The organism is Micromonospora pisi, assembly GCF_003633685.1.
Classification (GTDB): Bacteria; Actinomycetota; Actinomycetes; order Mycobacteriales; family Micromonosporaceae; genus Micromonospora_G; species Micromonospora_G pisi.
The window spans coordinates 2,518,888-2,544,770 of the sequence record NZ_RBKT01000001.1; the positions used below are offsets into that span (position 1 = coordinate 2,518,888).

A 25,883-nucleotide genomic window follows, 5' to 3' on the forward strand; every position below is an offset into this window, starting at 1 on the left:
ATGAACATGTACCAGGTGGCGCCGGAGGCGTACCGGGCCGTCATGGGCCTGGAGAACTACGTGCAGAGCAACGTCGACCACACCGTCCTGGAACTGGTGAAGCTCCGGGCGTCCATGACCAACGGGTGCGCGTTCTGCGTCGACATGCACAGCAGGGACGCGTTGGCGGCCGGTGAGTCGAACCGCCGGCTCTTCTCCGTCGCCGCCTGGCGGGAGTCGCCCTTCTTCAGTGAGCGGGAACGGGCCGCCCTGGCGTTGACCGACGCGGTGACCCGGCTCGGTGAGCACGGTGTGCCGGACGAGGTCTGGGACGAGGCGAGCAAGGTCTGGTCGGAGAAGGAACTGGCCGACCTGGTGATGGCGATAGCGACCATCAACGTCTGGAACCGGATCGCGGTGACCACCCGGGCGCAGCCGCCGACCGAGGTCTGAGCGGGGTACGCCGGCCGGGCGGCTCGGTGGATGGGGTCACGCTGCCCACCACCGCCCGCCCGGCCGGCACCTGTTGCCGCTACCCGCCCAACACCCGGTCCAGCCGGCGGGCCTCGGTCACCAGTCGACCGCTGCCGCCGCGCGCGACGATTTCGGCCAACTCTGCCCGCAGCGGACCAGGGTCGGCCTTCTCCGCCACCTCGCCTGCCGTACGGGCACCGAGCGCCAGCAGGTCCGGCGCACCCCGTGGGGTGGTGGCGAGCACCGCCGGCAGCGCCGCCTCGATCGCGGCCCAGACCGTCGTCGTGGCACCGGCACGGGCCGCTTCCGCCAGTCCGGTCACCACCCGGGTGAGCTTGATGGTGCCGCCGCCGGCGGCGAGCGCGCCCAACTCCCGGCCGAGTGCGACCCCGTCAAGGTCTCCGGCGGCGGCGAGGGCGAGGAGGGCGTCGACCCCCGCGACCCGGTCCGTCTCGTGCCGGGCCGCCAACGTGTACGCCAGCGCCAGGGTCACCGCGGGTCCGACCGGGCCGGCGGTCTCAGCGAGCAGCGGAAGCAGATCGGCCCCGCGCTGGTCGTTGTCGGCCAGACCGGCGAACGCGGGCAGCGACCACGCCGCGACCACCTCCCGGTGGTTGGGCAGCACCGCCGGCCAGAGCTGGTATTCGGGGTCGCTGAACTCCAGCACCGGCCGGTCCGGAGGGTCGACCTCGAACAGTTCCTGGCCGAGTTCGCCGTGTTGCGTTGCCCCCGGCCGGGTCCCGACCACGACCCGCCGTTCGGGCAACTGGCTCAACTGCCAGTGGTCGAAGAGCCGGACAGCGGGCCGCCGCTGCTCCACCCGTACGGAGACCGGGTGCGGCGCACCGCCGTCGGCGAGCCAGGCCGCCAACCGCAGACCGGCCGGTGAGCGCAGCGCGGCGGCCCGGCTCAACGCGTCGCCGTCGACCTCGGTCGGCACCCGCAGCAACGCCTGTTCCAGGTCGAACCGCCACGGCTGCCAGCCCTCCCGCTCGGCCTGCGCGAGCCGGTCGACCAGCACCGTCGCGTCGAGCTGACCGTTGGCCCGGCTCGGTGTCGCGACCAGCATCGGCACCGGGGAGTGCCGGGTCCGAACCGCCATCTCGGCCACCCGCACGGCCAGCACCCGGCCCGGACCCGGCCCGTACCCGATCTCGGGCAACGCGGCCGGTGCGGTACGGAACGCGGTACGGACGGTGCGGATGGCACTTTCCCAACCGGTGAGCCCGGTGTCGACCCGTACGGCGGCCCGGATCGCCTCGCCGAGCAGTTGCCGGAGCCGGGGTTTCCCTAACACGTGCCCCGTCCTGAACTGGACGTCGTACCGGTCCAGCATCGGGACGAGCGCGTCACGCAACTCCGCCGGTTCGCTCGTGTGGCAGGCGACCAGTCCGGCGAGCACCCGCTCCCAACAGATCATCGAGTCCTGGCTGTGCAGCAGCGCGCCGATCTCCTCGGCCAGTTCGGCGGCGCCGGTCACCGGCGGTGGCATCGGCACCACCAGCGGCATCGGCACCAGCGGCAACCCTGCCGGTACGGCAACCGCTGTCGCCGCCGCCGGACGGCCGAGCACCTCGGCGGCTCGGGCCGGCAGGTCACCGGCGAGTTCGACGGCCTGCTCGGCGAGGCGTTCACGGGTCGCCGGCTGACACTGCGCGGCGTGCCGGAGCACGATGCTGAGCGCGCGCTCCTGCACGTCGAGGGCGTCGTGCCCGAAGGCGACCGCCACCGTCTCCGCCACCTCGCCGGCCCGGTCCCGCTCCCTTCTGGCCACCTGGTCCAACCAGCTCAGCTGGGCCTTGACCAGCATTTTCTCCGGGCGGGCGAGAAGTTGGCCGCTGCTGTGCAACAGGGTGTCCAGTTCCAACCGGCCGGCGTCGTCCACCTGGCGCAGCGCCCGCTGGGCGAGCGCGGCGACGGTCGAGTGGGCGTCCGGCAGCAGCCGCGCGTACTGGGTGACCCGTTCGGCCAGCTCCACCTCGGTCGGCGCCAGCGCGTCGTGCAGCACCACGAACGGGCGCAGCGCGGCCACCCGGTCGCCGCGCAGGAACCGCCCCAGTACGCCGTCGAGCAGCGCCGACCGGTCCACCCGTCCCTCGGCCGCCAGCGCCACCAGCGCGTACGGGACCGCCGGTTGGTCGCTCCAGCGGCGGGTCTGCTGGTCCCAGCCCCGGCGGGCCAGTTCGGTGCCGAGCCCGTCCACCTCGAACAGTCGAGGCAGCAGGAGGTCGAGGTACGGGTCGGTACGCATCCGGTCCAGCAACGGCGGCCGGTCATCGTGGCGGCTCCACCCCAGCAGGTGTCCGAGCCAGCCCCGGACGAACGCGTCGTCGGTGGGTGGGTCGACCCCGGCCTCGGCCAGCAGCCCGGCGACCAGCGCCCATTCTCCCGGGTTCGGGTCCCGGCGGAGCTTGCCGGCGAGGCGCCGGGCCAGGTCACCGAGCCAGGTCAGCTCCCGGACGCGGGCCATCTCGATCAGGTCCGCGACCGGGAGTAGGTGCCACTGTTCGCGCAGGCCGCGGCGACTGAACAGGGCGGCGGCCCGGGCGGCCGAGGGAAGGCAGCCGAATGCGGCGATCGCGACCGCCGGCCCCGGTTGGTGGCTTGCCCACCAGCGCTCGGCGGGCAGGTTCTTGACGTACGCCTCCAGCTCCGGGGCGAACGCCAGGCGCTCCTGCTCGGTGCCGCCCCGGAGCAGCTTGCCGACCACGTCGCTCTTGGCCAGACCGATCGCCCAGCGCAGGTCCGGCCAGTTCAGTTCCGGTTCCCGGTGGATCGCGCTCATGCCCCGATCCCGTCGACGTGGCCGGATCCGGCACCGACCCCGGCCGTTTCCTCCGTGTTCCGCGTGGTCACCAACCGGACCGCGAGTACGTGCTTGCACGGTCCCCGCCCACCCCGGTACTTGGCCCACCAGGGACAGGTGCAGGAACCGACGTCACCGGTGAAGCGGACCTGGTAGCTCTCCTCGCCACTGCGTACGGTCGCCAGGTCACCGCCGACCGACACCGCACCCGACTCCGCCAGTGCCCGCGCGCCGATCAGCCGGGGGTTCATCCGCTCGGCGGCGGCCGCGTCGTACGGCAGCACCCGGTGGAAGTAGCCGGCCTCGGCCACGTCGTAGCCCACCCGTCCGGCGGTGCCGAGTTGGACCAGCGCGGCACGTACCCGCTCGACCGGGAGTCCGGCGGCGTCGGCCAGCGCCGCGATGTCGATCGTCGGGTCCCAGGAGAGGAGCGCGCTGATCAGGTCCGCGTCGTCGCAGACCTCGTCGCCGGCGAGCGCGGCGAGCACCGCGCCCTCACCGGAGAATCCCCGGTGCGGTTGGGGTGACAGGGTCAGCGACAGCCGGAGCGTGGGCGTGCTCAGCTCCCAGGTGCTGGCGACCGGGCCGCTGCCGGCGGCGACGCGCGGGCCGTACGCCCGCAGCGCGGTGGCGAAGCGCAGGAACGGCCGGAGTGCGACCAGTCGACCGGCACCGGGCAGGCAGACGGCGCCGGGGACCGGTCGCGAGGTCAGGCGCAGTGTCCGGCCGGCCGGGACGACCCAGAGCACGGAACGGTCCGATCCGCTCGGCAGCCGACGCAGGAACGCGGTCGCCTCGGCCGCGCCGACCTCGACCCGGGGCTCGAAGGGGGCGGTGATGACCTGTGCCTCGGCGAAGCCACGCAGCCAGCGTCCGGGCAGCGGCACCTTCTTCTCGACCAGCGGGCCGTCGTCGATGGTGGTGACGGTCAGATCGTCCGGTCCGACCGCGACGTGCATCGGGTCGCGGTCACCGATACCGGCGAGCGCCTGGCGCAACGGCGGGTTGACGTCGACGTTGGTGGTCCCGTGGGTGGTGATCTCCCCGTCCAACCCGTCGGGGAGCACGTCGAGCCGGGCGTAGACGCCGCAGCACCCGGAGAACGACTCGAACCGGAGCCGGTCCAGGCCCCCGGTGACCACCGGGTCGAGGCTGGCCGGACTGACGGGCTGGTAGTAGCGCGTTCGGGCCACCTCGGCAACGGCGAGCAGGCCGACCGCCGCCGGCTCGGGCGTGGTCAGGAAGCCGTTGAAGAACCTCGGGTGGGCCGCTGGCCCACCCGAGGTCTGCAGGGTCAGTCGCCGGTCGTCGGGATTCAGTCCGGACGGGCGCAGATATGAGTACGTCGCCAGCGTTGCCATGCCGGGGAAACTAGCCGTCCGGTATGACAAGCGGATAGTCGTCGTACGCCTGTTGTCCGGTTCGCCGGTGCGGCGAACCGGGCGGGAGAACGTCAGCCGAGTTCGGGGAACCAGAGCCCGATTTCCCGCTTGGCGCTGTCGACCGAGTCCGAGGCGTGGACCAGGTTCTCGCGGTTGGAGAGGGAGAGGTCACCGCGGATCGTGCCGGCCACCGCCCGCCGGCCGTCGGTCGCGCCGACCAGCCCACGAACCACCTCGATCACCTGGTCTCCGGAGACCACCAGCGCGACCAGCGGGCCGCCGGTCATGAAGTCCTTCAGCGGCGGGTAGAACGGCTTCTCGACGTGCTCGGCGTAGTGCTGGTCAGCGAATTCCCCGTCGATCGTGCGCAACTCCAGCGCGTCGATGCCGAGCCCCTTGCGCTCGAACCGCGAGATGATCTCGCCGACCAGGCCGCGGCGGACCGCATCGGGCTTGATCAGAACGAGCGAACGCTCGCCCTGGCTGCTGGTGGACACGCTGTTTCCTCCTGGACGGGGCGGGGTACGGCTGGCAAGGTCAGCCTAGCGAGCCGCCCGGCGCCCCCCGACGCCGCCCATGTCTCACGGCGGCGCTCTTTCCTTTCCTGGCGGATCGGGCCTAGCCTGGCCTTAACCAGGGAGGTCCACTGTGGCAGACGGTGTACGTCGATCGGTCGCACCCGTGCGCAAGCTCGTCGCCGGGGTGCTGGGCACCTTCGCCACCTTTGTCATCCTCTTCGGCTGCGGCATGCCCAGCTGGGCGATCGTCGCCCTCGGGGTGGCACTACTGGTGCTCGCCATCGGGTTGGGCCTGGTCACGACCGTACGCAGCGGCGCCCGCGCCTGGGTCGCCGGCATCGCCCACGTACACAGCGTCTCCGAGCCACCGGCCTCGTCGGTCTTCGGCCGGTGCGAGCTGCAGATCGTGCTGGACGCGCCGGGCCTGCCACCGAGGTCGATCCGGGTACGCGACCCACGGGTGCCGGTCACCAAGTGGCCGGCCCCGGGAACCGCCCTGCCGATCATGGTGGCGATCGACGACCCCCGGCACGTACGGATCCTCTGGGACGAGGTGCCCACCCACACCGAGGCCGCTGAGCGGGGCGACCTGCCGCCCGAGTTCGACGAGGACCTCGACCGGCTCCGCGACGACGTCCTGATCGAGGAGGACGTACCGCCGTGGGTGCGTCGGGGCGCCGACGACGGTTACCGGCCCCCGTCCCCGGGCGACCCGGTCACCGCGGACCTCGACGACGACCTGCGCGGTCTACGGGAGGAGCCGGTGGTGGTGCACCAGACGCCGGGCGGGACGATCGTGCTCGAGGGCACCCTGGTGGAGCCGCCGGCAACGGTGCCGTTGCCGCGTCGGGCCAAGCCGACGCCCGGCCCGACGCGCGGGCCACGGGCCAGTTCGGCCGGGGACCCGTACCCGGACGCACCGCTGCTGCATACCCCGACCGACCGCCTGGACACCGACCGCCACGACCCGGACTGGGTCGAGGACCGGACCGAGGACCGGGTCTCCGACCGGGCCGAGGAGGAGCAGGCCGAGGAGGAGCAGGCCGAGCCGCGGGAGCCGCACCGGGCCGGAGCCGGACCGGTGGTGGCCGACCGTGAACCGCCGGCACCCCGGGACGAGATCGACCTGCCGCTCGACTTCGACGACCCCGGAACACCGCCGGCCGGCACCGACGACGGGCGGGGCGGACCGGCCGACCGTACGCCCGACGTCGCCGACGACGAGGACCTGCTCGCCGGGTTGGCCGCCACCCCGCCGAGCGCCGAGGTCGGCGGTTCGGGCCCGATCCATGGTGTCGGGATCACCCTGCTCGTCACCGACCTCGACCGCTCGGTGACGTTCTACCGGGACATGCTCGGCTTCTTCGAGATCGACGGCGGTGACGGCAACGCGGTGCTCGCCTCCGGCGCCACCCGGATCGTGTTACGGGCGATCCCGGACGTGGCACCGATCAACCGCCGTCTGGTCCACCTCAACCTCGAGGTCGGTGACGTCGAGGCGGTCTACGAGGAACTGCGCGGCAAGGGTGTGCGCTTCACCTACGCGCCGAGAGCGGTGAACCGGGGCGCGAAGCTGGAGCTCTGGGCGGCGGCGTTCCGTGACCCGGACGGGCACGGCATCGCTCTCACCCAGTGGCGCGGTCGCCAGGCGAGCTGATCGGCGCGGCGCCGGGCCCGTCAGCCCAGGATCGTCCGGCGTACGTGCAGCACGTAGCCCCAGACGAGGGCGAAGATGACCCCGAGTACGCCCAGCGACCAGTGCAGGAAACTGGCGAGCAGCAGCAGTCCCTGCAGCCCGGTGGCGGCGTGCCAGGCCCAGCCGCGGGACAGCAGCCCACTGAGCAGCAACGCGAGTACGGCCAGCCCGGCGATGCAGCCGATCGCGGTGCCGCTGAGGTCTCCGCCGACGAGTCGGATCGGCTGGATGGCCAGGAGCAGCACCAGCATCTCGATGACCAGGGTGCCGGCGCCGAGGCCGCGTACCGCCCGGACCGGGTTACGTAGTCCGGACGGGCGTCCGCCCGACTCCGCCGCTGGCCTGTCCGACTCCGCTGCCGTCGATTCCCGCTCCGGTGTCATCGTCTCTCCGGCTTCGTTGCTGCTCGGCCGCCTGTCGCCGCGGCCGGTCACTGGTTTGTTGTCATCGCTTCAGCAGCCGCCGGGCGTCCGCGACGGTGACGACGGATCCGGTGACAATGACACCGACCCCGCTCAGCTCGGCCTCGGTGTCCGACTCGGCGAGTGCCACCGCGACCTCGATCGCGTCCGGCATGTCCTCGGCGGTCTCGACCCGGTCCGCACCGAAGAACTCCTCGGCCAGTTCGGCCAGTTCGGCGACCGGCATCGCCCGGGGTGAGGTGTTCCGGGTCACGACCACCTGGTCGACCACCGGCTCCAGCAGTTCCAGCAGGCCGGCGACGTCCTTGTCCCCGAGTACGGCGACGACGGCGACGAGTCGGCTGAAGGCGAACTCCTCCTGGAGCGCGTTGACGGTGGCGGCCATCCCGTGCGGGTTGTGCGCGCCGTCGAGCAGGATGGTCGGGGCGGAACGGACCCGCTCCAGCCGGCCCGGGGAGCTGGTCCCGGCGAAGCCCTCGCGGACCGCCTCGATGTCGAGTTGCCGGTTCTCTCCGGCGCCGAGGAACGCCTCGACGGCGGCGAGCGCGATCGCGGCGTTCTGCGCCTGGTGCGCGCCGTGCAGCGGGATGAAGATCTCGTCGTACACGCCGCCGAGCCCCTGGATGGTGAGCACCTGGCCGCCGACCGCGACGGCCCGTCGCAGTACGCCGAACTCGGCGCCCTCCCGGGCGATGGTGGCGCCGACCTCGGCGACCCGCTCCAGCAGCGGCCGGGCGGCCTCCTCGTTCTGGGCCGCCGAGATCACCGTGGCGCCCTTGTGGATGATCCCGGACTTGGCCAGCGCGATGTCCTCGATGGTGTCGCCGAGGAACTCGGTGTGGTCGAGACCGATCGGGGTGATGACGGCGACGCCGGCACCGATCACGTTGGTGGAGTCCTCGGCGCCGCCGAGCCCGACCTCGACCACGGCCACGTCCACCGGTGCGTCGGCGAAGGTCGCGAACGCGAGCGCCGTGGTCATGTCGAAGTAGGTCAGGGGTTCGTCGCCGCGTTGGTCGACCAGTTCCGCCAACGGCTCCACCTCGCGGTACGTGGCGACGAACCGCGCCTCGCTGACCGGTTCCCCGTCGAGGCTGATCCGTTCCCGGATGGTCTCCAGGTGCGGGCTGGTGTAGCGGCCGGTGTGCAGACCGAACGCCCGCAGCACCGAGTCGATCATGCGGGCGGTGGAGGTCTTGCCGTTGGTCCCGGTCAGATGGATCGACGGGTACGCCCGCTGCGGGCTGCCCATCAGGTCGAGCAGCTCCTCGATCCGCCCCAGGTCAAAAACCATCCGGGTGAATCCCCGTGCGTTGAGCTCCGCGTCAACCTTGGCGAACTCTTCATGGTCGGTCACGCGAGTGCCTCCAGTGCGGCGGCGATCCGGGCCAGGTCGGCCTCGGCAACCGCCAGCCGGTCTTTGATCTTGTTTACCACCGGCTCCGGCGCCTTGTCGACGAAAGCGGGGTTGCCGAGCTTCGCCCTGGCCTGGGCGGCTTCCTTCTCGGCCGCCGCCCGGTCCTTCTCCAGCCGTGCCCGTTCCGCCGCCACGTCGATCGAGCCACGGGTGTCCAGGGCCACGTTCACCCCGCCGGCCACCGCCAGGGTCGCCGTGGCGGAGAAGTCCGCCTCGTCGTCGGTGAGCCGGACCAGCGAACGGATCAGCGGCTCGTGCCCGGCGATGCCGGCGCCGTCGAGTCCGTCGAGCCGGGCGGCGACCCGCTGGGCCGGCCGCAGCCCCTGGTCGGAGCGGAACCGGCGGATCTCGGTCACCACCCGCTGCAACATGGCCAGTTCCGCCTCGGCGGCGTCGTCGACCAGCGCCGGTTCGGTCACCGGCCAGGTCGCGGTCTGCACCGTTTCCCGGCCGGTCAACGCGCTCCACAGCTCGTCGGTGACGAACGGTGCGATCGGGTGCAACAGACGCAGCACCTGGTCGAGTACGTGCCCGAGCACCCGCCGGGTGACCTCGGCCGACTCACCACCAGCGGCGAGCACCGGCTTGGCCAGTTCCAGGTACCAGTCGCAGACGTCGTCCCAGGCGAAGTGGTAGAGCGTGTCACAGACCTTCGCGAACTCGTACGCCTCGAACTGCTCGTCGACCTCGGCGACCACGTGCTGCAACCGGGACAGGATCCACCGGTCGACCGGGGAGAGTCGCGCCGGCTCGGGCAGCGGCCCGTCGACGTTGGCCCCGTTGAGCAGGGCGAACCGGGTGGCGTTCCACAGCTTGTTGCAGAAGTTCCGGGACCCCTGGCACCACTCCTCGCTGACCGGAACGTCTGCGCCGGGGTTGGCGCCCCGGGCGAGCGTGAACCGGGTCGCGTCGGCACCGAAGCGGTCGATCCAGTCGAGCGGGTCGATGACGTTCCCGAACGACTTCGACATCTTCTTGCCGTACTGGTCGCGGACCATGCCGTGCAGCGCGATCACGTCGAAGGGCGGACGCCCGTCCATCACGTACAGGCCGAACATCATCATCCGGGCGACCCAGAAGAAGAGGATGTCGTACCCGGTGACCAGGACGCTGGTCGGGTAGAACTTCTCCAGGTCGGCGGTCCGCTCGGGCCAGCCGAGGGTGGAGAACGGCCACTGCCCGCTGGAGAACCAGGTGTCGAGTACGTCCTCGTCCTGACGCCAGCCCGCCCCGCTCGGCGGCTCCTCGTCCGGGCCAACGCAGACGACCTCGCCGTCGGGGCCGTACCAGACCGGGATCCGGTGCCCCCACCAGAGCTGGCGGGAGATGCACCAGTCGTGCATGTTGTCGACCCAGGCGAAGTAGCGCTTGGCCAGTTCGGCCGGTTCGATCCGGACCCGTCCGTCCCGGACCGCGTCGCCGGCGGCCTGGGCCAGCGGGGTGGTGTTGACGAACCACTGGAGGGAGAGCCTGGGTTCCACCGTCGTACGGCACCGGGAGCAGTGCCCGACCGCGTGCACGTACGGCCGCTTCTCCGCCACGATCCGGCCGTCGGCGCGCAGTGCCGCGACGATCGCCGGACGGGCCTCGAACCGGTCCAGTCCCTCGAACGGTCCGGGGGCGGTGATCACCCCCCGCTCGTCCATGATCGTCAGCGAGGGCAGGTTGTGCCGCTGGCCGATCTCGAAGTCGTTCGGGTCGTGCGCCGGCGTCACCTTGACCATGCCGGTGCCGAAGGTGGGGTCGACGTGTTCGTCACCCACGATCGGGATGAGGCGGCCGGTGAGGGGAACCTCGACCTCGGTCCCGATCAGGTGCCGGTAGCGCTCGTCCTCGGGGTGTACGGCAACGGCGGTGTCGCCGAGCATCGTCTCGGCCCGGGTGGTGGCGACCACCACCTCGTCGCTGTACCGGATCGAGACCAGTTCGCCGTCGTCGTCGGTGTGCTCGACCTCGATGTCCGACAGTGCGGTGAGGCAGCGCGGGCACCAGTTGATGATGCGCTCGGCGCGGTAGATCAGACCGTCGTCGTAGAGGCGCTTGAACATCGTCTGTACGGCCCGGGAGAGCCCCTCGTCCATGGTGAAACGCTCGCGGTCCCAGTCGACCGAGTCACCGAGGCGGCGCATCTGGCCGAGGATCGCCCCGCCCGATTCCGCCTTCCACTGCCAGACCCGCTCGACGAACTTCTCCCGGCCGAGATCGTGGCGGGAGAGGCCCTGTGCGGCGAGCTGCCGTTCGACCACGTTCTGGGTGGCGATTCCGGCGTGGTCCATGCCCGGCAGCCAGAGCGCCTCGAACCCCTGCATCCGCTTACGACGGATGAGGGCGTCCTGGACGGTGTGGTCGAGGGCGTGGCCCATGTGCAGTGAGCCGGTGACGTTCGGCGGCGGGATGACGATGGTGAACGGGGGCTTGTCGCTTTCCGCCGAGGCACGGAAGTGGCCGGCGGCTACCCACTGCTCGTACCGTCGCTGCTCTACCTCGCCCGGCTGGTACTGCGCGGAGAGGGACGGAACGGCCGTGCGTTGGGTATCCAGTGTCTCGGTCACCCTGGAAGTCTACGGAGGCCCCGGGCGGGCCCGACGTGCACCACCACCGGTTGGGCTACGGTGACGGCTATGTCCGACGCGAATCTCTTCGACCGTCCCTCGGCCGCCGATTCGGCGCCGGTCGACGTCACGCCGGAACCCTTCGACATCACGCCCGGCTTCGGGCTTGAGGATGATCCGGACGGGAACCGGTCGGGCCCGATGTCGCGGCGTCGTCTGATCGTGCTCGGTGCCGCCCTGCTCGTCGGAGTCGCCGGCGCTGCGGTGCTGGGCAGTTTCGGCTGGCGGATCGCCCAGCAGAAGGACACCACGTTGGCGATTCCGGCTCAGGTTGCGGGGCTGACCCTGGACGAGAGCGCCCGGGCGAGAGGGACGGTCGACGACCTCCTTACCGGTCTGGCCGCCGACATCCAGCTCGACGCGAGCGCCGGGGCGGTCTACACCGACCCGGTCCGGGCCAATCGGCCGGTCCTGTTCTTCGGCGGTACCACTCTGATCTGGCAGCCGGAGAGGGATCTGGACCGGCTGTTCAAACTTGTCGCGGACGACTCTGGCGAGATCGCCGGGTTACGCGGTCAGCCTGCGGGTGATCTCGGCGGGGTCCTGAAGTGCGGGACCAGCGGCCAGGGCGACACGTTGACGGTCTGCGGTTGGGCCGACCATGGCAGCGTCGGTATGGCGATGTTTCCCGGACGCGAGGTCGACGAGGCGGCGCCACTGATGCTGAGCATCCGCAACGGCGTACAGACCCGCAACTGAAGGACAACCTGGTACGCCGGCGCCTTCTCCGCGCCGGCGTGGGTGAAGGAACCGATCGTCCGACCTCAAAGCCGATATGTACGCCAAAACAAGTTTGGGCCACCCCGTAAAGGGGTGGCCCAAACTAGAAAGTTGTCCGGCGGCGTCCTACTCTCCCACACCCTCCCGAGTGCAGTACCATCGGCGCTGGAGGGCTTAGCTTCCGGGTTCGGAATGTAACCGGGCGTTTCCCCACCGCTATAACCGCCGTAACACTATCGACTTAACAAACAACCCAACAGGGTCTTGTTCGCTTGTCGGGAATCACACAGTGGACGCGTAGCACCTTAGTAATCAAGTCCTCGGCCTATTAGTACCGGTCAACTCAACCCGTTACCGAGCTTACATCTCCGGCCTATCAACCCAGTAGTCTAGCTGGGGGCCTTACCCCATTTGCATGGGTGGGATACCTCATCTTGAAGCGAGCTTCCCGCTTAGATGCTTTCAGCGGTTATCCCTTCCGAACGTAGCCAACCAGCCGTGCCCCTGGCGGGACAACTGGCACACCAGAGGTTCGTCCGTCCCGGTCCTCTCGTACTAGGGACAGCCCTTCTCAAGTATCCTACGCGCACGGCGGATAGGGACCGAACTGTCTCACGACGTTCTAAACCCAGCTCGCGTACCGCTTTAATGGGCGAACAGCCCAACCCTTGGGACCTGCTACAGCCCCAGGATGCGACGAGCCGACATCGAGGTGCCAAACCATCCCGTCGATATGGACTCTTGGGGAAGATCAGCCTGTTATCCCCGGGGTACCTTTTATCCGTTGAGCGACACCGCTTCCACTCGCAAGTGCCGGATCACTAGTCCCGACTTTCGTCCCTGCTCGACCTGTCAGTCTCACAGTCAAGCTCCCTTGTGTACTTGCACTCAACACCTGATTGCCAACCAGGCTGAGGGAACCTTTGGGCGCCTCCGTTACATTTTAGGAGGCAACCGCCCCAGTTAAACTACCCACCAGACACTGTCCCTGAACCGGATCACGGTCCGAAGTTAGATACCCAAATCAACCAGAGTGGTATTTCAAGATTGCCTCCACCCATACTGGCGTATGGACTTCACCGGCTCCCACCTATCCTACACAAGCTAATTCGAGTACCAATGTCAAGCTATAGTAAAGGTCCCGGGGTCTTTCCGTCCTGCCGCGCGTAACGAGCATCTTTACTCGTAATGCAATTTCGCCGGGCCTGTGGTTGAGACAGTGGGGAAGTCGTTACGCCATTCGTGCAGGTCGGAACTTACCCGACAAGGAATTTCGCTACCTTAGGATGGTTATAGTTACCACCGCCGTTTACTGGCGCTTAAGTTCTCAGCTTCGCCCCCGAAAGAGCTAACCGGTCCCCTTAACGTTCCAGCACCGGGCAGGCGTCAGTCCATATACATCGAATTACTTCTTCGCATGGACCTGTGTTTTTAGTAAACAGTCGCTTCCCCCTGCTCTCTGCGGCCATACAACGCTCCACCCGCAAGGGGCTTCACGTCTCCGGCCCCCCTTCTCCCTAAGTTACGGGGGCAATTTGCCGAGTTCCTTAACCACAGTTCGCCCGATCGCCTCGGTATTCTCTACCTGACCACCTGTGTCGGTTTGGGGTACGGGCCGCTAAGAACTCGCTAGAGGCTTTTCTCGGCAGCATAGGATCACTGACTTCACCTGAATCGGCTCGGCATCACGTCTCAGCCACATGCGTCGCGGATTTGCCTACGACACGGCCTACACGCTTACCCCGGCACAACCACCGGCCGGGCTCAGCTACCTTCCTGCGTCACCCCATCGCTTGACTACTACCCACCAGGTTCCCAGAATCAACCGCATCAACCCGAAGGCATCAACGACATCAAATGGTTAGCACAATGAGGTTCACCACGGACGCTCTTTCGCGGGTACGGGAATATCAACCCGTTGTCCATCGACTACGCCTCTCGGCCTCGCCTTAGGTCCCGACTCACCCAGGGCGGATTAGCCTGGCCCTGGAACCCTTGGTCATCCGGCGGAAGGGTTTCTCACCCTTCTTTCGCTACTCATGCCTGCATTCTCACTCGTGCCGCGTCCACAACTGGATCACTCCGCTGCTTCACCCGCGGCACGACGCTCCCCTACCCATCCACACACCTGCACACACCCCAAAAGGAGCATGCGAAGTCACATGTGAATGCCACAGCTTCGGCGGTGTACTTGAGCCCCGCTACATTGTCGGCGCGGAACCACTTGACCAGTGAGCTATTACGCACTCTTTAAAGGGTGGCTGCTTCTAAGCCAACCTCCTGGTTGTCTATGCGACCCCACATCCTTTTCCACTTAGCACACGCTTAGGGGCCTTAGCTGGTGATCTGGGCTGTTTCCCTCTCGACTACGAAGCTTATCCCCCGCAGTCTCACTGCCGCGCTCTCACTTACCGGCATTCGGAGTTTGGCTGATTTCGGTAAGCTTGTGGGCCCCCTAGACCATCCAGTGCTCTACCTCCGGCAAGAAACACGCGACGCTGCACCTAAATGCATTTCGGGGAGAACCAGCTATCACGGAGTTTGATTGGCCTTTCACCCCTAACCACAGGTCATCCCCCAACTTTTCAACGTTGGTGGGTTCGGCCCTCCACGCGGTCTTACCCACGCTTCAGCCTGCCCATGGCTAGATCACTCCGCTTCGGGTCTAGGACACGCGACTGAACGCCCTATTCAGACTCGCTTTCGCTACGGCTACCCCACACGGGTTAACCTCGCCACATGCCACTAACTCGCAGGCTCATTCTTCAAAAGGCACGCCGTCACCCCTAAAGGCTCCGACGGATTGTAGGCGAACGGTTTCAGGTACTATTTCACTCCCCTCCCGGGGTACTTTTCACCATTCCCTCACGGTACTTGTCCGCTATCGGTCACCAGGAAGTATTTAGGCTTACCAGGTGGTCCTGGCAGATTCACGGCAGATTACAGGGGTCCGCCGCTACTCGGGAACATCCACAGAAGACCAGCCACTTTCACCTACCGGACTCTCACCGTCTACGGTTGGCTTTCCCACACCATTCGGCTAGCAACTGGTTTTATAACTTCTCGACCCAATGTCAGTTGAATCAGCAGAGTCCCACAACCCCAACCACGCAACCCCTGACAGGTATCACACGCAGCCGGTTTAGCCTCAATCCGCTTTCGCTCGCCACTACTCACGGAATCACATTTTGTTTTCTCTTCCTACGGGTACTGAGATGTTTCACTTCCCCGCGTTCCCTCCATACACCCTATGTGTTCAGGTGCAGGTGACAGCACATGACTGCTGCCGGGTTCCCCCATTCGGACACCCTGGGATCACAGCTTGGTTGACAGCTCCCCCAGGCCTATCGCGGCCTCCCACGTCCTTCATCGGCTCCTGGTGCCAAGGCATCCACCGTTCGCCCTTGACAACTTGACCACAAAGATGCTCGCGTCCACTGTGCAATTCTCAACAAACGACCAACCCACAACCCACAACCACCACACCAAACCCCACCACCAAAAAAACCTGGCTCCGGAGATCCGTTTGCAGTGACAGGCCATGCCTGGCAACCCGAAACAACAAACACACGTGTTTGTTCCTTCAGGACCCAACAGGGTGCTCATCATCCACCACCAGCCGCACCACCAAACGCTTTCCCACCCCAAAGGGCTGTACTCACATCAAAAGTGGCCGTTGCCGGCAACAAACTCACCAGTGTCTCCGCCATCGAGCACCCCACCACCACATTCGGATGATGCGGGCTCCTAACCCACTTTCGCGGGCAGGTGCTCCTTAGAAAGGAGGTGATCCAGCCGCACCTTCCGGTACGGCTACCTTGTTACGACTTCGTCCCAATCGCCAGCCCCACCTTCGACGGCTCCCTCCACAAGGGTTGGGCCACCGGCTTCGGGTGTTGCCGACTTTCGTGACGTGACGGGCGGTGTGTACAAGGCCCGGGAACGTATTCACCGCAGCGTTGCTGATCTGCGATTACTAGCGACTCCGACTTCACGGGGTCGAGTTGCAGACCCCGATCCGAACTGAGACCGGCTTTTTGGGATTCGCTCCACCTCACGGTATCGCAGCCCATTGTACCGGCCATTGTAGCATGCGTGAAGCCCTGGACATAAGGGGCATGATGACTTGACGTCATCCCCACCTTCCTCCGAGTTGACCCCGGCAGTCTTCGATGAGTCCCCGCCATAACGCGCTGGCAACATCGAACGAGGGTTGCGCTCGTTGCGGGACTTAACCCAACATCTCACGACACGAGCTGACGACAGCCATGCACCACCTGTGAACGGCCCCGAAGGACCCGACATCTCTGCCGGATTTCCGCCCATGTCAAACCCAGGTAAGGTTCTTCGCGTTGCATCGAATTAATCCGCATGCTCCGCCGCTTGTGCGGGCCCCCGTCAATTCCTTTGAGTTTTAGCCTTGCGGCCGTACTCCCCAGGCGGGGCGCTTAATGCGTTAGCTGCGGCACAGAGAACCGGAGAGGTCCCCCACACCTAGCGCCCAACGTTTACAGCGTGGACTACCAGGGTATCTAATCCTGTTCGCTCCCCACGCTTTCGCTCCTCAGCGTCAGTATCGGCCCAGAGACCCGCCTTCGCCACCGGTGTTCCTCCTGATATCTGCGCATTTCACCGCTACACCAGGAATTCCAGTCTCCCCTACCGAACTCTAGCCTGCCCGTATCGGCTGCAAGCCCGCGGTTGAGCCGCGGGATTTCACAGTCGACGCGACAAGCCGCCTACGAGCTCTTTACGCCCAATAAATCCGGACAACGCTCGCACCCTACGTCTTACCGCGGCTGCTGGCACGTAGTTGGCCGGTGCTTCTTCTGCAGGTACCGTCACTCTCGCTTCGTCCCTGCTGAAAGAGGTTTACAACCCGAAGGCCGTCATCCCTCACGCGGCGTCGCTGCATCAGGCTTCCGCCCATTGTGCAATATTCCCCACTGCTGCCTCCCGTAGGAGTCTGGGCCGTGTCTCAGTCCCAGTGTGGCCGGTCGCCCTCTCAGGCCGGCTACCCGTCGTCGCCTTGGTAGGCCATTACCCCACCAACAAGCTGATAGGCCGCGAGTCCATCCCAAGCCGAAAAAACTTTCCACCCCCAGCCATGCGGCCAGAAGTCATATTCGGTATTAGCCCCCGTTTCCGAGGGTTATCCCAAAGCCTAGGGCAGGTTACTCACGTGTTACTCACCCGTTCGCCGCTCGAGTACCCCGAAGGGCCTTTCCGCTCGACTTGCATGTGTTAAGCACGCCGCCAGCGTTCGTCCTGAGCCAGGATCAAACTCTCCAACAAAAATCTGTGGAAAAAATGTCCCGGCAACAAAAAAGTTGCCAAAGGAATCCAAACCAACAAACCAATCCCGAAAGAAAGGCAAACCGGCCCGGGTATAAATCATAATTGGCACTGGCTTATCAAGCACCCTGTTGAGTTCTCAAAGAACAACCACACACCGAATCACTGTTCTCGTTTCGAGAACCGCTCTCGGGGCAACTCGTCTAACTTACCCGCTCGTCTTGGCGCTGTCAAGCCCGTTTCTTGGACTTTCTTCGCTTCGTCCGAGTTTCCCCGCGCTCGCGCCCACCGTCTCCGGTGGTCACTTCTGTTCGAGGGAGGCCTCCAGACCGGCCGATTGTCGCTTAGCGACACATCCGCCCGGTTCCTGCCGGCCTCAGACACTCTACTCGGTTGGCTTCGCGATCTCAACCCAATCTCGCAGGCGAGTCGCACCACCCGGTCCAGCCTCGCTCGGCGGTCACCCGCCACGAGCCTGGGCGCTTGCGGTTCCGGCCGTTTTGTCCGGTGTTCCGCTTGCAGAGAGAAAGTTACGCGAAGGACTCTCCGAAGCGCAAATCAACGTCCGTCACCATGTTGACGGGGCGGGCGTGCCAGAGTGGCACCCATGGTTGCCGTACCGGAGGAACGCCACCTCGCCGCGGACGCGGTCGTCGGTCTGCTGCTGCCGATCTGGCAGCTGGTGATCGGCGGCCTGGTGGTGGTCGCACTTGTCGTGTCGGTACGCCGGCTGGCACGACGAGGGCCGACCCGGATGACCACCGGACTACTCGTCACGGCCGCCGCCATCCTCGGGCTCGCCCTGATCGGAGTGTTCCTCGAGGGCCGTTGAGGTGGGCACCGCACCACGTCGACACCGCTCTGCCGCGTGCCGCCCGTGAACCACTCGCCACTGGAACCCCGCCGGTACGGCGTCGACCGGATTCCTCGACAGCTCCAGCGCGAACCGGGCGCCCGTCAGAGCCGGCGGTTGGCGAGACTGGGCAACTCCGTACGGATGGTGTGCAGCCGGTCCAGGTCGAGATCGGCGCAGACGACCCCGACCGTGTCCGGAGCCTGGGCCAGTACGGTCCCCCAGGGGTCGATCACCATGCTCCGCCCGAAACAGGTCCGCCCGGGGTCGTGATCGCCGATCTGGGCCGCCGCCGCGACGAAGCACTGGTTCTCGATCGCCCTGGCCCGCAGCAGCACCTCCCAGTGGTCCCGCCCGGTGTGCAACATGAACGCGGCGGGCACCACCAACAACTGCGCACCCCCTGCCACGGCAAGCTGGCGGTACAACTCCGGGAAGCGGAGGTCGTAGCAGATGGAGAGACCGACGCGTACGCCGTCGACGGTGAGCGTCACCGGTTCCGGACCGGGTGCCACTGCCCTGGACTCGAGGTAGGAGACACGACCGGGGATCTCCACGTCGTACAGGTGGATCTTCCGGTACGTCGCGGCGAGTTCGCCGGCGCGGTCGAAAACCAGCGAGGTGTTGTACGTGTGTTGCGGATCGGGACCAACCTCGTGGAACGAGCCGGCGTGGACCCACATACCGAGCCGTCGCGCGGCGGCGGCAAAGAAGTCGGCGAACTCGCCGTCGAGCGGTTCGGGCTTCGGTTGTCCTGAGCCGGGACCGAGATAGTCGACGTACTCCGGCAGAATCGCCAGATCGGCACCAGCCGCGGCTGCACGGTCGAGGAGAGCACCGGCCGCGGCGAGGTTGGCTTGCCGGTCATCACGGGCGTTCAGCTGGCAGACGGCGACACGCATGCGATGAGCGTACGGGCCGCCGCCCGCCTCAAGCCAGACTCGCGCTCAGGCCGACTTCTCCTCGCGGTCACGCCGCCGCCGGCCGGTGAACTCACGCGGCACGATGGTCGGGTTGACGTTCTCCAGGACCACCTCGCGGGTGATCAGGACACGGGCGGCGTCGGGGTTGCTCGGAACCTCGTACATCACCGAGAGGAGGACCTCTTCCAGAATGGCACGCAGACCCCGGGCACCGGTCCCCCGCAGCATCGCCTGATCGGCGATGGCGGCCAGAGCATCCGGCTCGAACTCCAACTCGACACCGTCGAGCTCGAAGAGTCGCTGGTACTGCCGGACCAGCGCGTTACGTGGCTCGGTGAGGATCCGTACCAGCGCCTCGCGGTCGAGGCTCCGCACGTTGGTGATCACGGGGAGGCGGCCGATGAACTCCGGGATCAGCCCGAACTTCAGCATGTCCTCCGGCATCACCTTGCCGAAGATGTCATCCGTCGAACGCTCGGAGACGGCGCGCAGGTGGGCACCGAAGCCGGTCCCGCCCTGTCCGGTCCGGGACTCGATGATCTGGTCGAGCCCGGCGAAGGCGCCACCACAGATGAACAGCACGTTGGTGGTGTCGATCTGGATGAACTCCTGGTGCGGGTGCTTGCGACCGCCCTGCGGCGGCACGTTCGCGACCGTACCTTCGAGGATCTTGAGCAGTGCCTGCTGCACACCCTCACCGGAGACGTCCCGGGTAATCGACGGGTTCTCCGACTTCCGGGCGATCTTGTCGACCTCGTCGATGTAGATGATGCCGGTCTCGGCGCGCTTGATGTCGTAGTCGGCCGCCTGGATCAGCTTCAGCAGGATGTTCTCGACATCCTCGCCGACGTAGCCCGCCTCGGTCAGCGCGGTGGCGTCCGCGATCGCGAACGGCACGTTGAGCATCCGGGCCAGGGTCTGCGCCAGGTGCGTCTTGCCGCAGCCGGTGGGACCGATGAGCAGGATGTTCGACTTGGCCAGCTCGACCGCGTCGTTACCCGAGCCCGGCGCCCCGGCGGCCTCAGCCTGGATCCGCTTGTAGTGGTTGTAGACCGCGACCGAGAGGGCCTTCTTCGCCTGGTCCTGGCCGACCACGTAGTTGTCGAGGAACTGGCAGATCTCCATCGGCTTGGGAAGCTCTTCCCACTTCACCTCGCCGGACTCGGCCAGTTCCTCTTCGATGATCTCGTTGCAGAGGTCGATGCACTCGTCACAGATGTAGACCCCTGGGCCCGCAATGAGCTTCTTGACCTGCTTCTGTGACTTGCCACAGAAGGAGCACTTCAGTAGGTCGCCGCCGTCGCCGATCCGTGCCACCTACGTTCTCCCTGCGCTCATCGGCCGGATCAACCCGGCCCTGGCCTGAGGACGGTACGCCTCGTCGGTCTAGATCGCCCGCCGGACTGACCGGCGAAGCGGTGCAGACCCGACGTTACTCGCTGTCGGAGCTTTCTCCGACCCCCAAAACCGGGTGTGTCAGAGGTCGACCGGTGAATCCGACCCGGTCGACCTCTGAACCACCATGGTCAGCTGGCGGCGTTCGCCGCGAGCAGGCCCTTCTTACGGCTGGTCAGGATGGTGTCAACCAGGCCGTACTCGCGGGACTCCTCCGCCGTCATGATCTTGTCACGGTCGATGTCCTTGCGGACCTTGTCGACCGGCTGGTTCGAGTGCCGCGAGAGCATCTCCTCCAGCTGGGTACGCATCCGCAGGATCTCCCGAGCCTGGATCTCGATGTCCGAGCCCTGCCCGTAGCCGCCCTCGGTGGCCGGCTGGTGGATGATGATGCGGGAGTGCGGCAGCGCCATCCGCTTGCCCGGGGTGCCCGCGGCGAGCAGCACCGCAGCGGCACTCGCGGCCTGGCCGAGGCAGACCGTCTGGATGTCCGGACGGACGTACTGCATGGTGTCGTAGATCGCCGTCATGGCGGTGAACGAGCCGCCGGGCGAGTTGATGTACATGATGATGTCGCGGTCCGGGTCGGTGCCCTCGAGCGTCAGCAGCTGGGCCATCACGTCGTTCGCCGACGCGTCGTCCACCTGGACACCGAGGAAGATGATCCGGTCCTCGAACAGCTTGTTGTACGGGTTCGACTCCTTCACCCCGTACGACGTGCGCTCGACGAACGACGGCAGCACGTACCGGTTGTGCACTGGTGCGAACTGCGGCGGCAGCGTCAGGTCAGTCATCGTCAAGCTCCTCAGCTCAGGGTCCCGGCGCCTTCCGGAACCTGCGTGGCTCCGGTGATCACCTTGTCGATGAAGCCGTAGTCCTTGGCCTCCGCCGCGGTGAACCAACGGTCCCGGTCGGAGTCGGCCTCGATCGACGCCTGGTCCTGGCCGGTGTGGAACGCGACCCGCTCCTGGAACATCCGCTTCGTGTACAGCATCTGCTCGGCCTGGATCGCGATGTCCGACGCCGTGCCGCCCATCCCACCGGACGGCTGGTGCATCATGATCCGCGCGTGTGGGAGCGCGTACCGCTTGCCCTTGGTGCCGGCGCAGAGGAGCAGCTGGCCCATGCTGGCGGCCATGCCCATCGCGACGGTGGACACGTCGTTGTCGATGAACTGCATCGTGTCGTAGATCGCCATGCCGGAGTAGACCGAGCCACCCGGCGAGTTGATCCAGAGGTTGATGTCGCGGTCGGGGTCCTCCGCGGCGAGCAGCAGCAGCTGCGCGCAGATGCGGTTAGCGACCTGATCCGTCACCTCGCTGCCCAGGAAGATGATGCGTTCCTTGAGCAGCCGGTTGTAGACCGAGTCGTCGAGGTTGCCAATTGAGTCCCCACCGCGGGCTTCAACAGCCCGCAGGGGCATCGCTGGGATGTTCATTTCGGTCATGGCAGCCCTTCGCTCTCCGTACCGTCTTACGCCCGACACTAACCGCTGCGGGGGGCCGGAGCTTCCTCCTCCGGGCACTGTTCGCTCTCAGCGCAGCTACCCGAGGGCACCCCGGGAAGGGTTCCGGCCGCCGCGCGGAATACCCGCGTGGCGGCCGGAAAACGCCCGTCGATCAGTGCTCGTGCGCGTGGTTGTGTTCCTCGTCGGCCGCGGCACGCAGCGCGTCCAGGCTGACCGCGTTGCCCGCCGAGTCGGTGATCTTGATGCGGTCCATCACCGAGGCGAGCGCCTTGCCCCGCCGGACATCACCGAAGACCGCGCCGGCGGTGCCGGACCGGACCAGCTGGTCGTAGTACTGCTGCGGAGCCATCCCGGCACGCTGCGCCCGGTGCACGATCTCGTGTCCGAATTCGTCGTCCGAGACCTGAACGTCCTCGGCGTCGGCCAGGGTGTCGAGCAGCAGCTGCACCCGGACCCCCTCGGTGGCCGCCTCGGTCAGCTCGGTGTCGATCTGCTCCTCGGTCTTCTCCTCGGCGGCGAGGTACTCCTCCAGGGAGGCCCCGATCCGCTGGAGCTGGTCGACCATGGCCTGCTTGCGGTTCTCCACCTCGTCACGGACGACACCCTCGGGCGCCGGCACGTCGGCGGTGGCGACGAGCTGCTGCAGCGCCTTGTCCCGGGCCGCGTAGATCTGCTCGACCTGCTTGTTCTGGGTGATCCGGTTACGCAGGTCGTCGCGGAGCTGCTCCAGCGTGTCGAACTCGCTGGCGAGCTGGGCGAAGTCGTCGTCCAGCGGGGGCAGTTCCTTCTCCTTGACGGTCCGTACCGTCACCGCCACGTCCGCGTCCTGCCCGGCGAAGTCGCCGCCGACCAGTTGGGTGACGAAGGTGGTCGAGTCGCCGGCCGAGAGACCGACCAGGACCTCGTCCAGGCCCGGGAGGAGCTGCTTGCTGCCGACCTCGTGGGAGATGTTGGTCGCCGAGCCGCCCGGGACCTCCTCGCCGTTGACGGTGGCCGCCAGGTCGATCTGGGTGTAGTCGCCCTCCTGGGCGGCCCGCTCGACCGTCTTCAGCGTGGCGAAGCGCTCCCGCAGGCCCTTGACCTGCTCGTCGACCTCACTGTCGTCGATCTTCAGCTCGTCGACGGTCACCTCGACGGTGGCGAAGTCGGGCAGAGTGATCTCCGGCCGGACGTCGACCTCGGCGGTGAACTTCAGCGCGTCGCCGTCGTTGAACTCGGTGATCTCGACATCCGGACGACCGAGCGTCTTCACATCGTGCTCACGGACGGCGGCCAGGATGTTCTCCGGGATCGCCTCCTGCACGGCCTCGTTCAGCACGGTGCCCCGACCGACCCGCTGGTCGATCACGTTCGCCGGCACCTTGCCCTTGCGGAAACCGGGCACGGTGACCTGCTGGGCGATCTCCCGGTACGCCTTCCTGAGGCTCGGCTCGAGCTCGACGAACGGCACCTCGATCGCGAGCCGCACGCGCGTCGGGCTCAAAGTCTCGACGGTGCTCTTCACAGGCGTACTCCTTGACGGATCTCAGTCTTGTCATGGGCGTGATTCAGCCCATCGAGTGTAGGCGAGCGGTCTGGGAGGCCCTGCGGCGCCCGACACACAGCGGTGGTGGATCACAGTCGGGGTGGCGGGATTTGAACCCACGGCCCCTCGCTCCCAAAGCGAGTGCGCTACCAAGCTGCGCCACACCCCGTGGCGACCAGCAGTGTATGCCGTCGCCGCCCGGTCGCGCCGCCTGGTATCCACACGCCACGCCCGGTCCCTGCCCGAGCGTCCCTCGCGACCCGCCGCGACCTGGCCTTTTTCAAGATCAGCGTACGGCGAAACGCCCGCTGCCCCCGACCAGGCGGATACCCCCGTGCGGCCTCGAAGCCGACCCAGTACGCTAGGAGCGCGCCACCGGCACCGGGGCGCACGCGGGCGTAGCTCAATGGTAGAGCCTCAGTCTTCCAAACTGATTACGCGAGTTCGATTCTCGTCGCCCGCTCCACAGCACCCGGCCCAGGCCAGCGACATGATCGCCACACCTGGGCCGTTCTGTTCTCAGCTCTCTCCGATCTTGCGTGCCATTCGCTGCCAGTAGCGCCGTCCGTGCCGTCCCGCAACCGGAACAGGTCCTGGTAGGGCCGCCGCCGGTCAGGTCGGCCGGGTGACGTGCGTTTAGGCGAGGACGGCGTCGGGGTGCCGTAGCGGCCGGCTCGGGTCGACATCGGTACTCACGAGCACCGTCTGATCCGGGTCGGCGCGGGAGAAGAGCGTTCCCTCGTGCTGGACGGCGGCCGTACCCCAGGCCACCGCGGTACGTAACGCGGCCATGCCCGCCCCGCCGCCATGCAGGAAGCCGGCCAGGGTGGCGTCACCGGCGCCGACGGCGCTGACCACTCGGGTCACCTGCGCCTCGGCGTGCGTTACCTCGGCGGCCTCGACCAGCAGCGCCCCGTCAGCGCCGAGGCTGGCCAGCACCGCGTCGGCGCCGAGCTTGCGAACCTGGAGCGCCGCGTCGATCACGTCGCCGAATGTCCGCAGTGGCCGGCCGACCAGTTGGGCCAGCTCGGAGGAGTTTGGTTTGACCAGGTCGGGTCGGCCGGCGAGGCTGGCCCGCAGCGGCTCGCCGGAGGTGTCGACCGCGACCCGGACCCCGCGGGACCGGGCCACCTCGGCGAGTCTGGCGTACAGGTCCGGCGGTACGCCGTCAGGCAGGCTGCCGCAGCAGGCCAGCCAGGTGACGTCGTCGAGGTTGTCCAGGACGGCGCGCACCAGCGCCTCGGTCTCCTCGGCGTCCAGTTCGGGACCGGGCTCGTTCACCTTGGTGACGGTGCCGTCCGGCTCGACCAGGCTGATGTTGCTGCGGATCTCACCCCGCACCGGCACCTCCCGAATTGGCAGTCCGGCGAGCCGGAGCATCTGGGAGAGCTGGGCGCCGACCGAGCCGCCCACCGGCAGCACCGCGGTGGCCGGCTGGCCGTGGCGTTGCAGGGCCAGCGCGACGTTGACACCCTTGCCGCTGGGTTCGATCCAGCCGCGACGGCTGCGGATCACCGCCCCACGCGGTAGAGCGTCGACGAAGACCGTCCGGTCGACGCTCGGGTTGGGGGTCAGGGTGAGAATCACGCGTACTCCATCTGCAGACCAGTTTCCGCCAGCTCGCGACGTCGTACGTCGGGGAGGCCGGTGTCGGTGATGAACAGGTCGATGTCGCTCGGGTCGCCGTGCCGGTTGCCCCGGATCAGCCCGACCTTGCTGTGGTCGGCGAGCAGGATCCGGCGATTGGCGGACGTGATCATGTGCCGTTTCACGGCCGCCTCGGCTGGATCCGGGGTGGTCAGACCCCGTTCCAGGGAGATGCCGTTGGTGCCGAGGAAGGCGACGTCGACGTTGATGTCGGCGAGGGCGCGGATCGCCCAGTCGTCGACCTGGGCCAGGGTCGGGTTGCGTAGTCGGCCGCCGAGCGTGACCACGGTCAGCCGGGGCCGGTTGATCAGGGTCAGCGCGATCGGCAACGCGTTGGTGTAGACGGTCAGCTCGGCATGCCCGGGGAACATCTCCGCGAGCATCGCGGTGGTGGAGCCGGCGTCGATCAGCACCGAGCCGCTCGCCGGCAGGTGTGCCAGGGCGGCGCGGGCGATCCGCTCCTTCTCCACGCCGAACTCGGTCCGGACCGAGACCGCCGGCTCGTACGAGAGGTTCTCCACCGGTACGGCGCCGCCGTGTACCCGGCGCAGTAGGCCGTTGCGCTCCAACTGGATCAGGTCCTTGCGCACCGTCTCCCCGGTAACCCGGAGCGCGACGGCGACCTCGCCCGCCTCGACCCGCCCCTTGCTGCGCAACGCCTGCAGGATGTGCTGTTTACGCTCGTCCGCGTACGGCGGTCGGCTGTTCGTCGCACCAGCTGGACTGCTCATCGGACGTCCCTCTCGTTCTG

At 67.3% G+C, this 25,883-nt stretch carries 17 protein-coding genes, 2 tRNA genes and 3 rRNA genes; 5 read left to right on the plus strand and 17 right to left on the minus strand.

The features are described 5' to 3' along the window. Positions 1 to 432, plus strand: coding sequence for a carboxymuconolactone decarboxylase family protein (locus tag BDK92_RS10155; protein ID WP_121156489.1), 432 nt, complete (start codon positions 1 to 3; stop codon positions 430 to 432). Between the two features lie 79 nt (positions 433 to 511). On the opposite strand, the gene BDK92_RS10160 is transcribed toward BDK92_RS10155, so the two are convergent. From BDK92_RS10160 to ndk, 3 genes are all read right to left on the minus strand, one after another. Further along, a complete protein-coding gene (locus BDK92_RS10160; RefSeq protein ID WP_121156490.1) occupies positions 512 to 3,238 on the minus strand; it encodes a DUF6493 family protein in 2,727 nt (908 codons plus the stop codon). Further along, entirely contained in the window at positions 3,235 to 4,620 is a 1,386-nt protein-coding gene (locus BDK92_RS10165; RefSeq protein ID WP_121156491.1) for an SWIM zinc finger family protein, read from the minus strand. The genes BDK92_RS10160 and BDK92_RS10165 overlap by 4 nt, the downstream gene beginning before the upstream one ends. A gap of 92 nt (positions 4,621 to 4,712) precedes the next feature. Then, positions 4,713 to 5,138 (minus strand): nucleoside-diphosphate kinase, encoded by a 426-nt coding sequence (gene ndk / locus BDK92_RS10170; RefSeq protein ID WP_121156492.1) that lies wholly within the window; start codon positions 5,136 to 5,138, stop codon positions 4,713 to 4,715. 151 nt (positions 5,139 to 5,289) lie between these two features. Here ndk and BDK92_RS10175 point away from each other — a divergent pair, with 151 nt between their 5' ends. Further along, positions 5,290 to 6,816, plus strand: coding sequence for a VOC family protein (locus BDK92_RS10175; RefSeq protein ID WP_121156493.1), 1,527 nt, complete (start codon positions 5,290 to 5,292; stop codon positions 6,814 to 6,816). Between the two features lie 20 nt (positions 6,817 to 6,836). Here the strand turns inward: BDK92_RS10175 and BDK92_RS10180 are convergent, their stop codons facing one another. The 3 genes from BDK92_RS10180 to BDK92_RS10190 all read right to left on the minus strand — a co-directional run bounded on the left by BDK92_RS10180 (position 6,837) and on the right by BDK92_RS10190 (position 11,246). Next, a complete protein-coding gene (locus BDK92_RS10180) occupies positions 6,837 to 7,238 on the minus strand; it encodes a DUF4233 domain-containing protein (protein WP_121161919.1) in 402 nt (133 codons plus the stop codon). Positions 7,239 to 7,299: 61 nt separating this feature from the next. Next, entirely contained in the window at positions 7,300 to 8,634 is a 1,335-nt protein-coding gene (locus tag BDK92_RS10185) for a bifunctional folylpolyglutamate synthase/dihydrofolate synthase (protein ID WP_121156494.1), read from the minus strand. Continuing rightward, positions 8,631 to 11,246 carry a valine--tRNA ligase gene (locus BDK92_RS10190; RefSeq protein WP_121156495.1) on the minus strand — a complete coding sequence of 872 codons (2,616 nt, stop codon included), beginning with the start codon at positions 11,244 to 11,246 and terminating at the stop codon, positions 8,631 to 8,633. The genes BDK92_RS10185 and BDK92_RS10190 overlap by 4 nt, the downstream gene beginning before the upstream one ends. A gap of 69 nt (positions 11,247 to 11,315) precedes the next feature. On the opposite strand from BDK92_RS10190, the gene BDK92_RS10195 reads away from it, so the two are divergent. Continuing rightward, positions 11,316 to 12,005: a hypothetical protein gene (locus BDK92_RS10195; RefSeq protein ID WP_121156496.1), complete on the plus strand. Its 690-nt coding sequence runs from the start codon at positions 11,316 to 11,318 to the stop codon at positions 12,003 to 12,005. 134 nt (positions 12,006 to 12,139) lie between these two features. Here the strand turns inward: BDK92_RS10195 and rrf are convergent. The 3 genes from rrf to BDK92_RS10210 all read right to left on the minus strand — a co-directional run bounded on the left by rrf (position 12,140) and on the right by BDK92_RS10210 (position 17,321). After that, positions 12,140 to 12,256, minus strand: a 5S ribosomal RNA gene (gene rrf / locus BDK92_RS10200). A 78-nt stretch (positions 12,257 to 12,334) separates the two neighbouring features. Continuing rightward, a 23S ribosomal RNA gene (locus BDK92_RS10205) occupies positions 12,335 to 15,444 on the minus strand. Positions 15,445 to 15,805: 361 nt separating this feature from the next. Continuing rightward, positions 15,806 to 17,321: ribosomal RNA gene (locus BDK92_RS10210) — 16S ribosomal RNA — on the minus strand. Together the 16S, 23S and 5S rRNA genes form the textbook arrangement of a ribosomal RNA operon. 607 nt (positions 17,322 to 17,928) lie before the next feature. Between BDK92_RS10210 and BDK92_RS10215 the strand changes: the two genes are divergently transcribed. Continuing rightward, on the plus strand, positions 17,929 to 18,153 hold the full coding sequence (locus BDK92_RS10215; protein WP_121156497.1) for a hypothetical protein: 225 nt from the start codon (positions 17,929 to 17,931) through the stop codon (positions 18,151 to 18,153). 125 nt (positions 18,154 to 18,278) lie between these two features. Here BDK92_RS10215 and BDK92_RS10220 read toward each other — a convergent pair whose 3' ends face one another. From BDK92_RS10220 to BDK92_RS10245, 6 genes are all read right to left on the minus strand, one after another. After that, positions 18,279 to 19,076: a carbon-nitrogen hydrolase family protein gene (locus tag BDK92_RS10220; RefSeq protein ID WP_121156498.1), complete on the minus strand. Its 798-nt coding sequence runs from the start codon at positions 19,074 to 19,076 to the stop codon at positions 18,279 to 18,281. 45 nt (positions 19,077 to 19,121) lie between these two features. Beyond that, positions 19,122 to 20,414, minus strand: coding sequence for an ATP-dependent Clp protease ATP-binding subunit ClpX (gene clpX, locus BDK92_RS10225; protein ID WP_121156499.1), 1,293 nt, complete (start codon positions 20,412 to 20,414; stop codon positions 19,122 to 19,124). A gap of 209 nt (positions 20,415 to 20,623) precedes the next feature. Next, on the minus strand, positions 20,624 to 21,286 hold the full coding sequence (locus BDK92_RS10230; RefSeq protein ID WP_121156500.1) for an ATP-dependent Clp protease proteolytic subunit: 663 nt from the start codon (positions 21,284 to 21,286) through the stop codon (positions 20,624 to 20,626). Positions 21,287 to 21,297: 11 nt separating this feature from the next. After that, positions 21,298 to 21,939, minus strand: a complete 642-nt coding sequence (locus BDK92_RS10235; RefSeq protein ID WP_121156501.1) for an ATP-dependent Clp protease proteolytic subunit — start codon at positions 21,937 to 21,939, stop codon at positions 21,298 to 21,300. 172 nt (positions 21,940 to 22,111) lie between these two features. Then, positions 22,112 to 23,464 carry a trigger factor gene (gene tig, locus BDK92_RS10240; protein WP_121156502.1) on the minus strand — a complete coding sequence of 451 codons (1,353 nt, stop codon included), beginning with the start codon at positions 23,462 to 23,464 and terminating at the stop codon, positions 22,112 to 22,114. A gap of 116 nt (positions 23,465 to 23,580) precedes the next feature. Beyond that, positions 23,581 to 23,654, minus strand: a tRNA-Pro gene (locus BDK92_RS10245). A gap of 223 nt (positions 23,655 to 23,877) precedes the next feature. On the opposite strand from BDK92_RS10245, the gene BDK92_RS10250 reads away from it, so the two are divergent. After that, positions 23,878 to 23,951 (plus strand) — tRNA-Gly (locus BDK92_RS10250). A gap of 170 nt (positions 23,952 to 24,121) precedes the next feature. On the opposite strand, the gene pfkB is transcribed toward BDK92_RS10250, so the two are convergent. Both pfkB and BDK92_RS10260 read right to left on the minus strand, forming a co-directional pair. Continuing rightward, complete coding sequence (gene pfkB, locus BDK92_RS10255) at positions 24,122 to 25,072, minus strand: 1-phosphofructokinase (RefSeq protein ID WP_121156503.1); 951 nt, start codon at positions 25,070 to 25,072, stop codon at positions 24,122 to 24,124. Continuing rightward, on the minus strand, positions 25,069 to 25,863 hold the full coding sequence (locus BDK92_RS10260; RefSeq protein ID WP_121156504.1) for a DeoR/GlpR family DNA-binding transcription regulator: 795 nt from the start codon (positions 25,861 to 25,863) through the stop codon (positions 25,069 to 25,071). The genes pfkB and BDK92_RS10260 overlap by 4 nt, the downstream gene beginning before the upstream one ends. Positions 25,864 to 25,883 lie beyond the last annotated feature (20 nt).

Bases quoted from the DNA above. Each gene is read 5' to 3' on its own strand.
- BDK92_RS10260 (WP_121156504.1), bottom strand. From the start codon at position 25,863: ATGAGCAGTCCAGCTGGTGCGACGAACAGCCGACCGCCGTACGCGGAC.
- BDK92_RS10220 (WP_121156498.1), bottom strand. From the start codon at position 19,076: ATGCGTGTCGCCGTCTGCCAGCTGAACGCCCGTGATGACCGGCAAGCC.
- BDK92_RS10155 (WP_121156489.1), top strand. From the start codon at position 1: ATGAACATGTACCAGGTGGCGCCGGAGGCGTACCGGGCCGTCATGGGC.
- BDK92_RS10160 (WP_121156490.1), bottom strand. From the start codon at position 3,238: ATGAGCGCGATCCACCGGGAACCGGAACTGAACTGGCCGGACCTGCGC.
- BDK92_RS10215 (WP_121156497.1), top strand. From the start codon at position 17,929: ATGGTTGCCGTACCGGAGGAACGCCACCTCGCCGCGGACGCGGTCGTC.
- BDK92_RS10230 (WP_121156500.1), bottom strand. From the start codon at position 21,286: ATGACTGACCTGACGCTGCCGCCGCAGTTCGCACCAGTGCACAACCGG.
- BDK92_RS10235 (WP_121156501.1), bottom strand. From the start codon at position 21,939: ATGACCGAAATGAACATCCCAGCGATGCCCCTGCGGGCTGTTGAAGCC.
- BDK92_RS10195 (WP_121156496.1), top strand. From the start codon at position 11,316: ATGTCCGACGCGAATCTCTTCGACCGTCCCTCGGCCGCCGATTCGGCG.
- BDK92_RS10165 (WP_121156491.1), bottom strand. From the start codon at position 4,620: ATGGCAACGCTGGCGACGTACTCATATCTGCGCCCGTCCGGACTGAAT.
- BDK92_RS10180 (WP_121161919.1), bottom strand. From the start codon at position 7,238: ATGACACCGGAGCGGGAATCGACGGCAGCGGAGTCGGACAGGCCAGCG.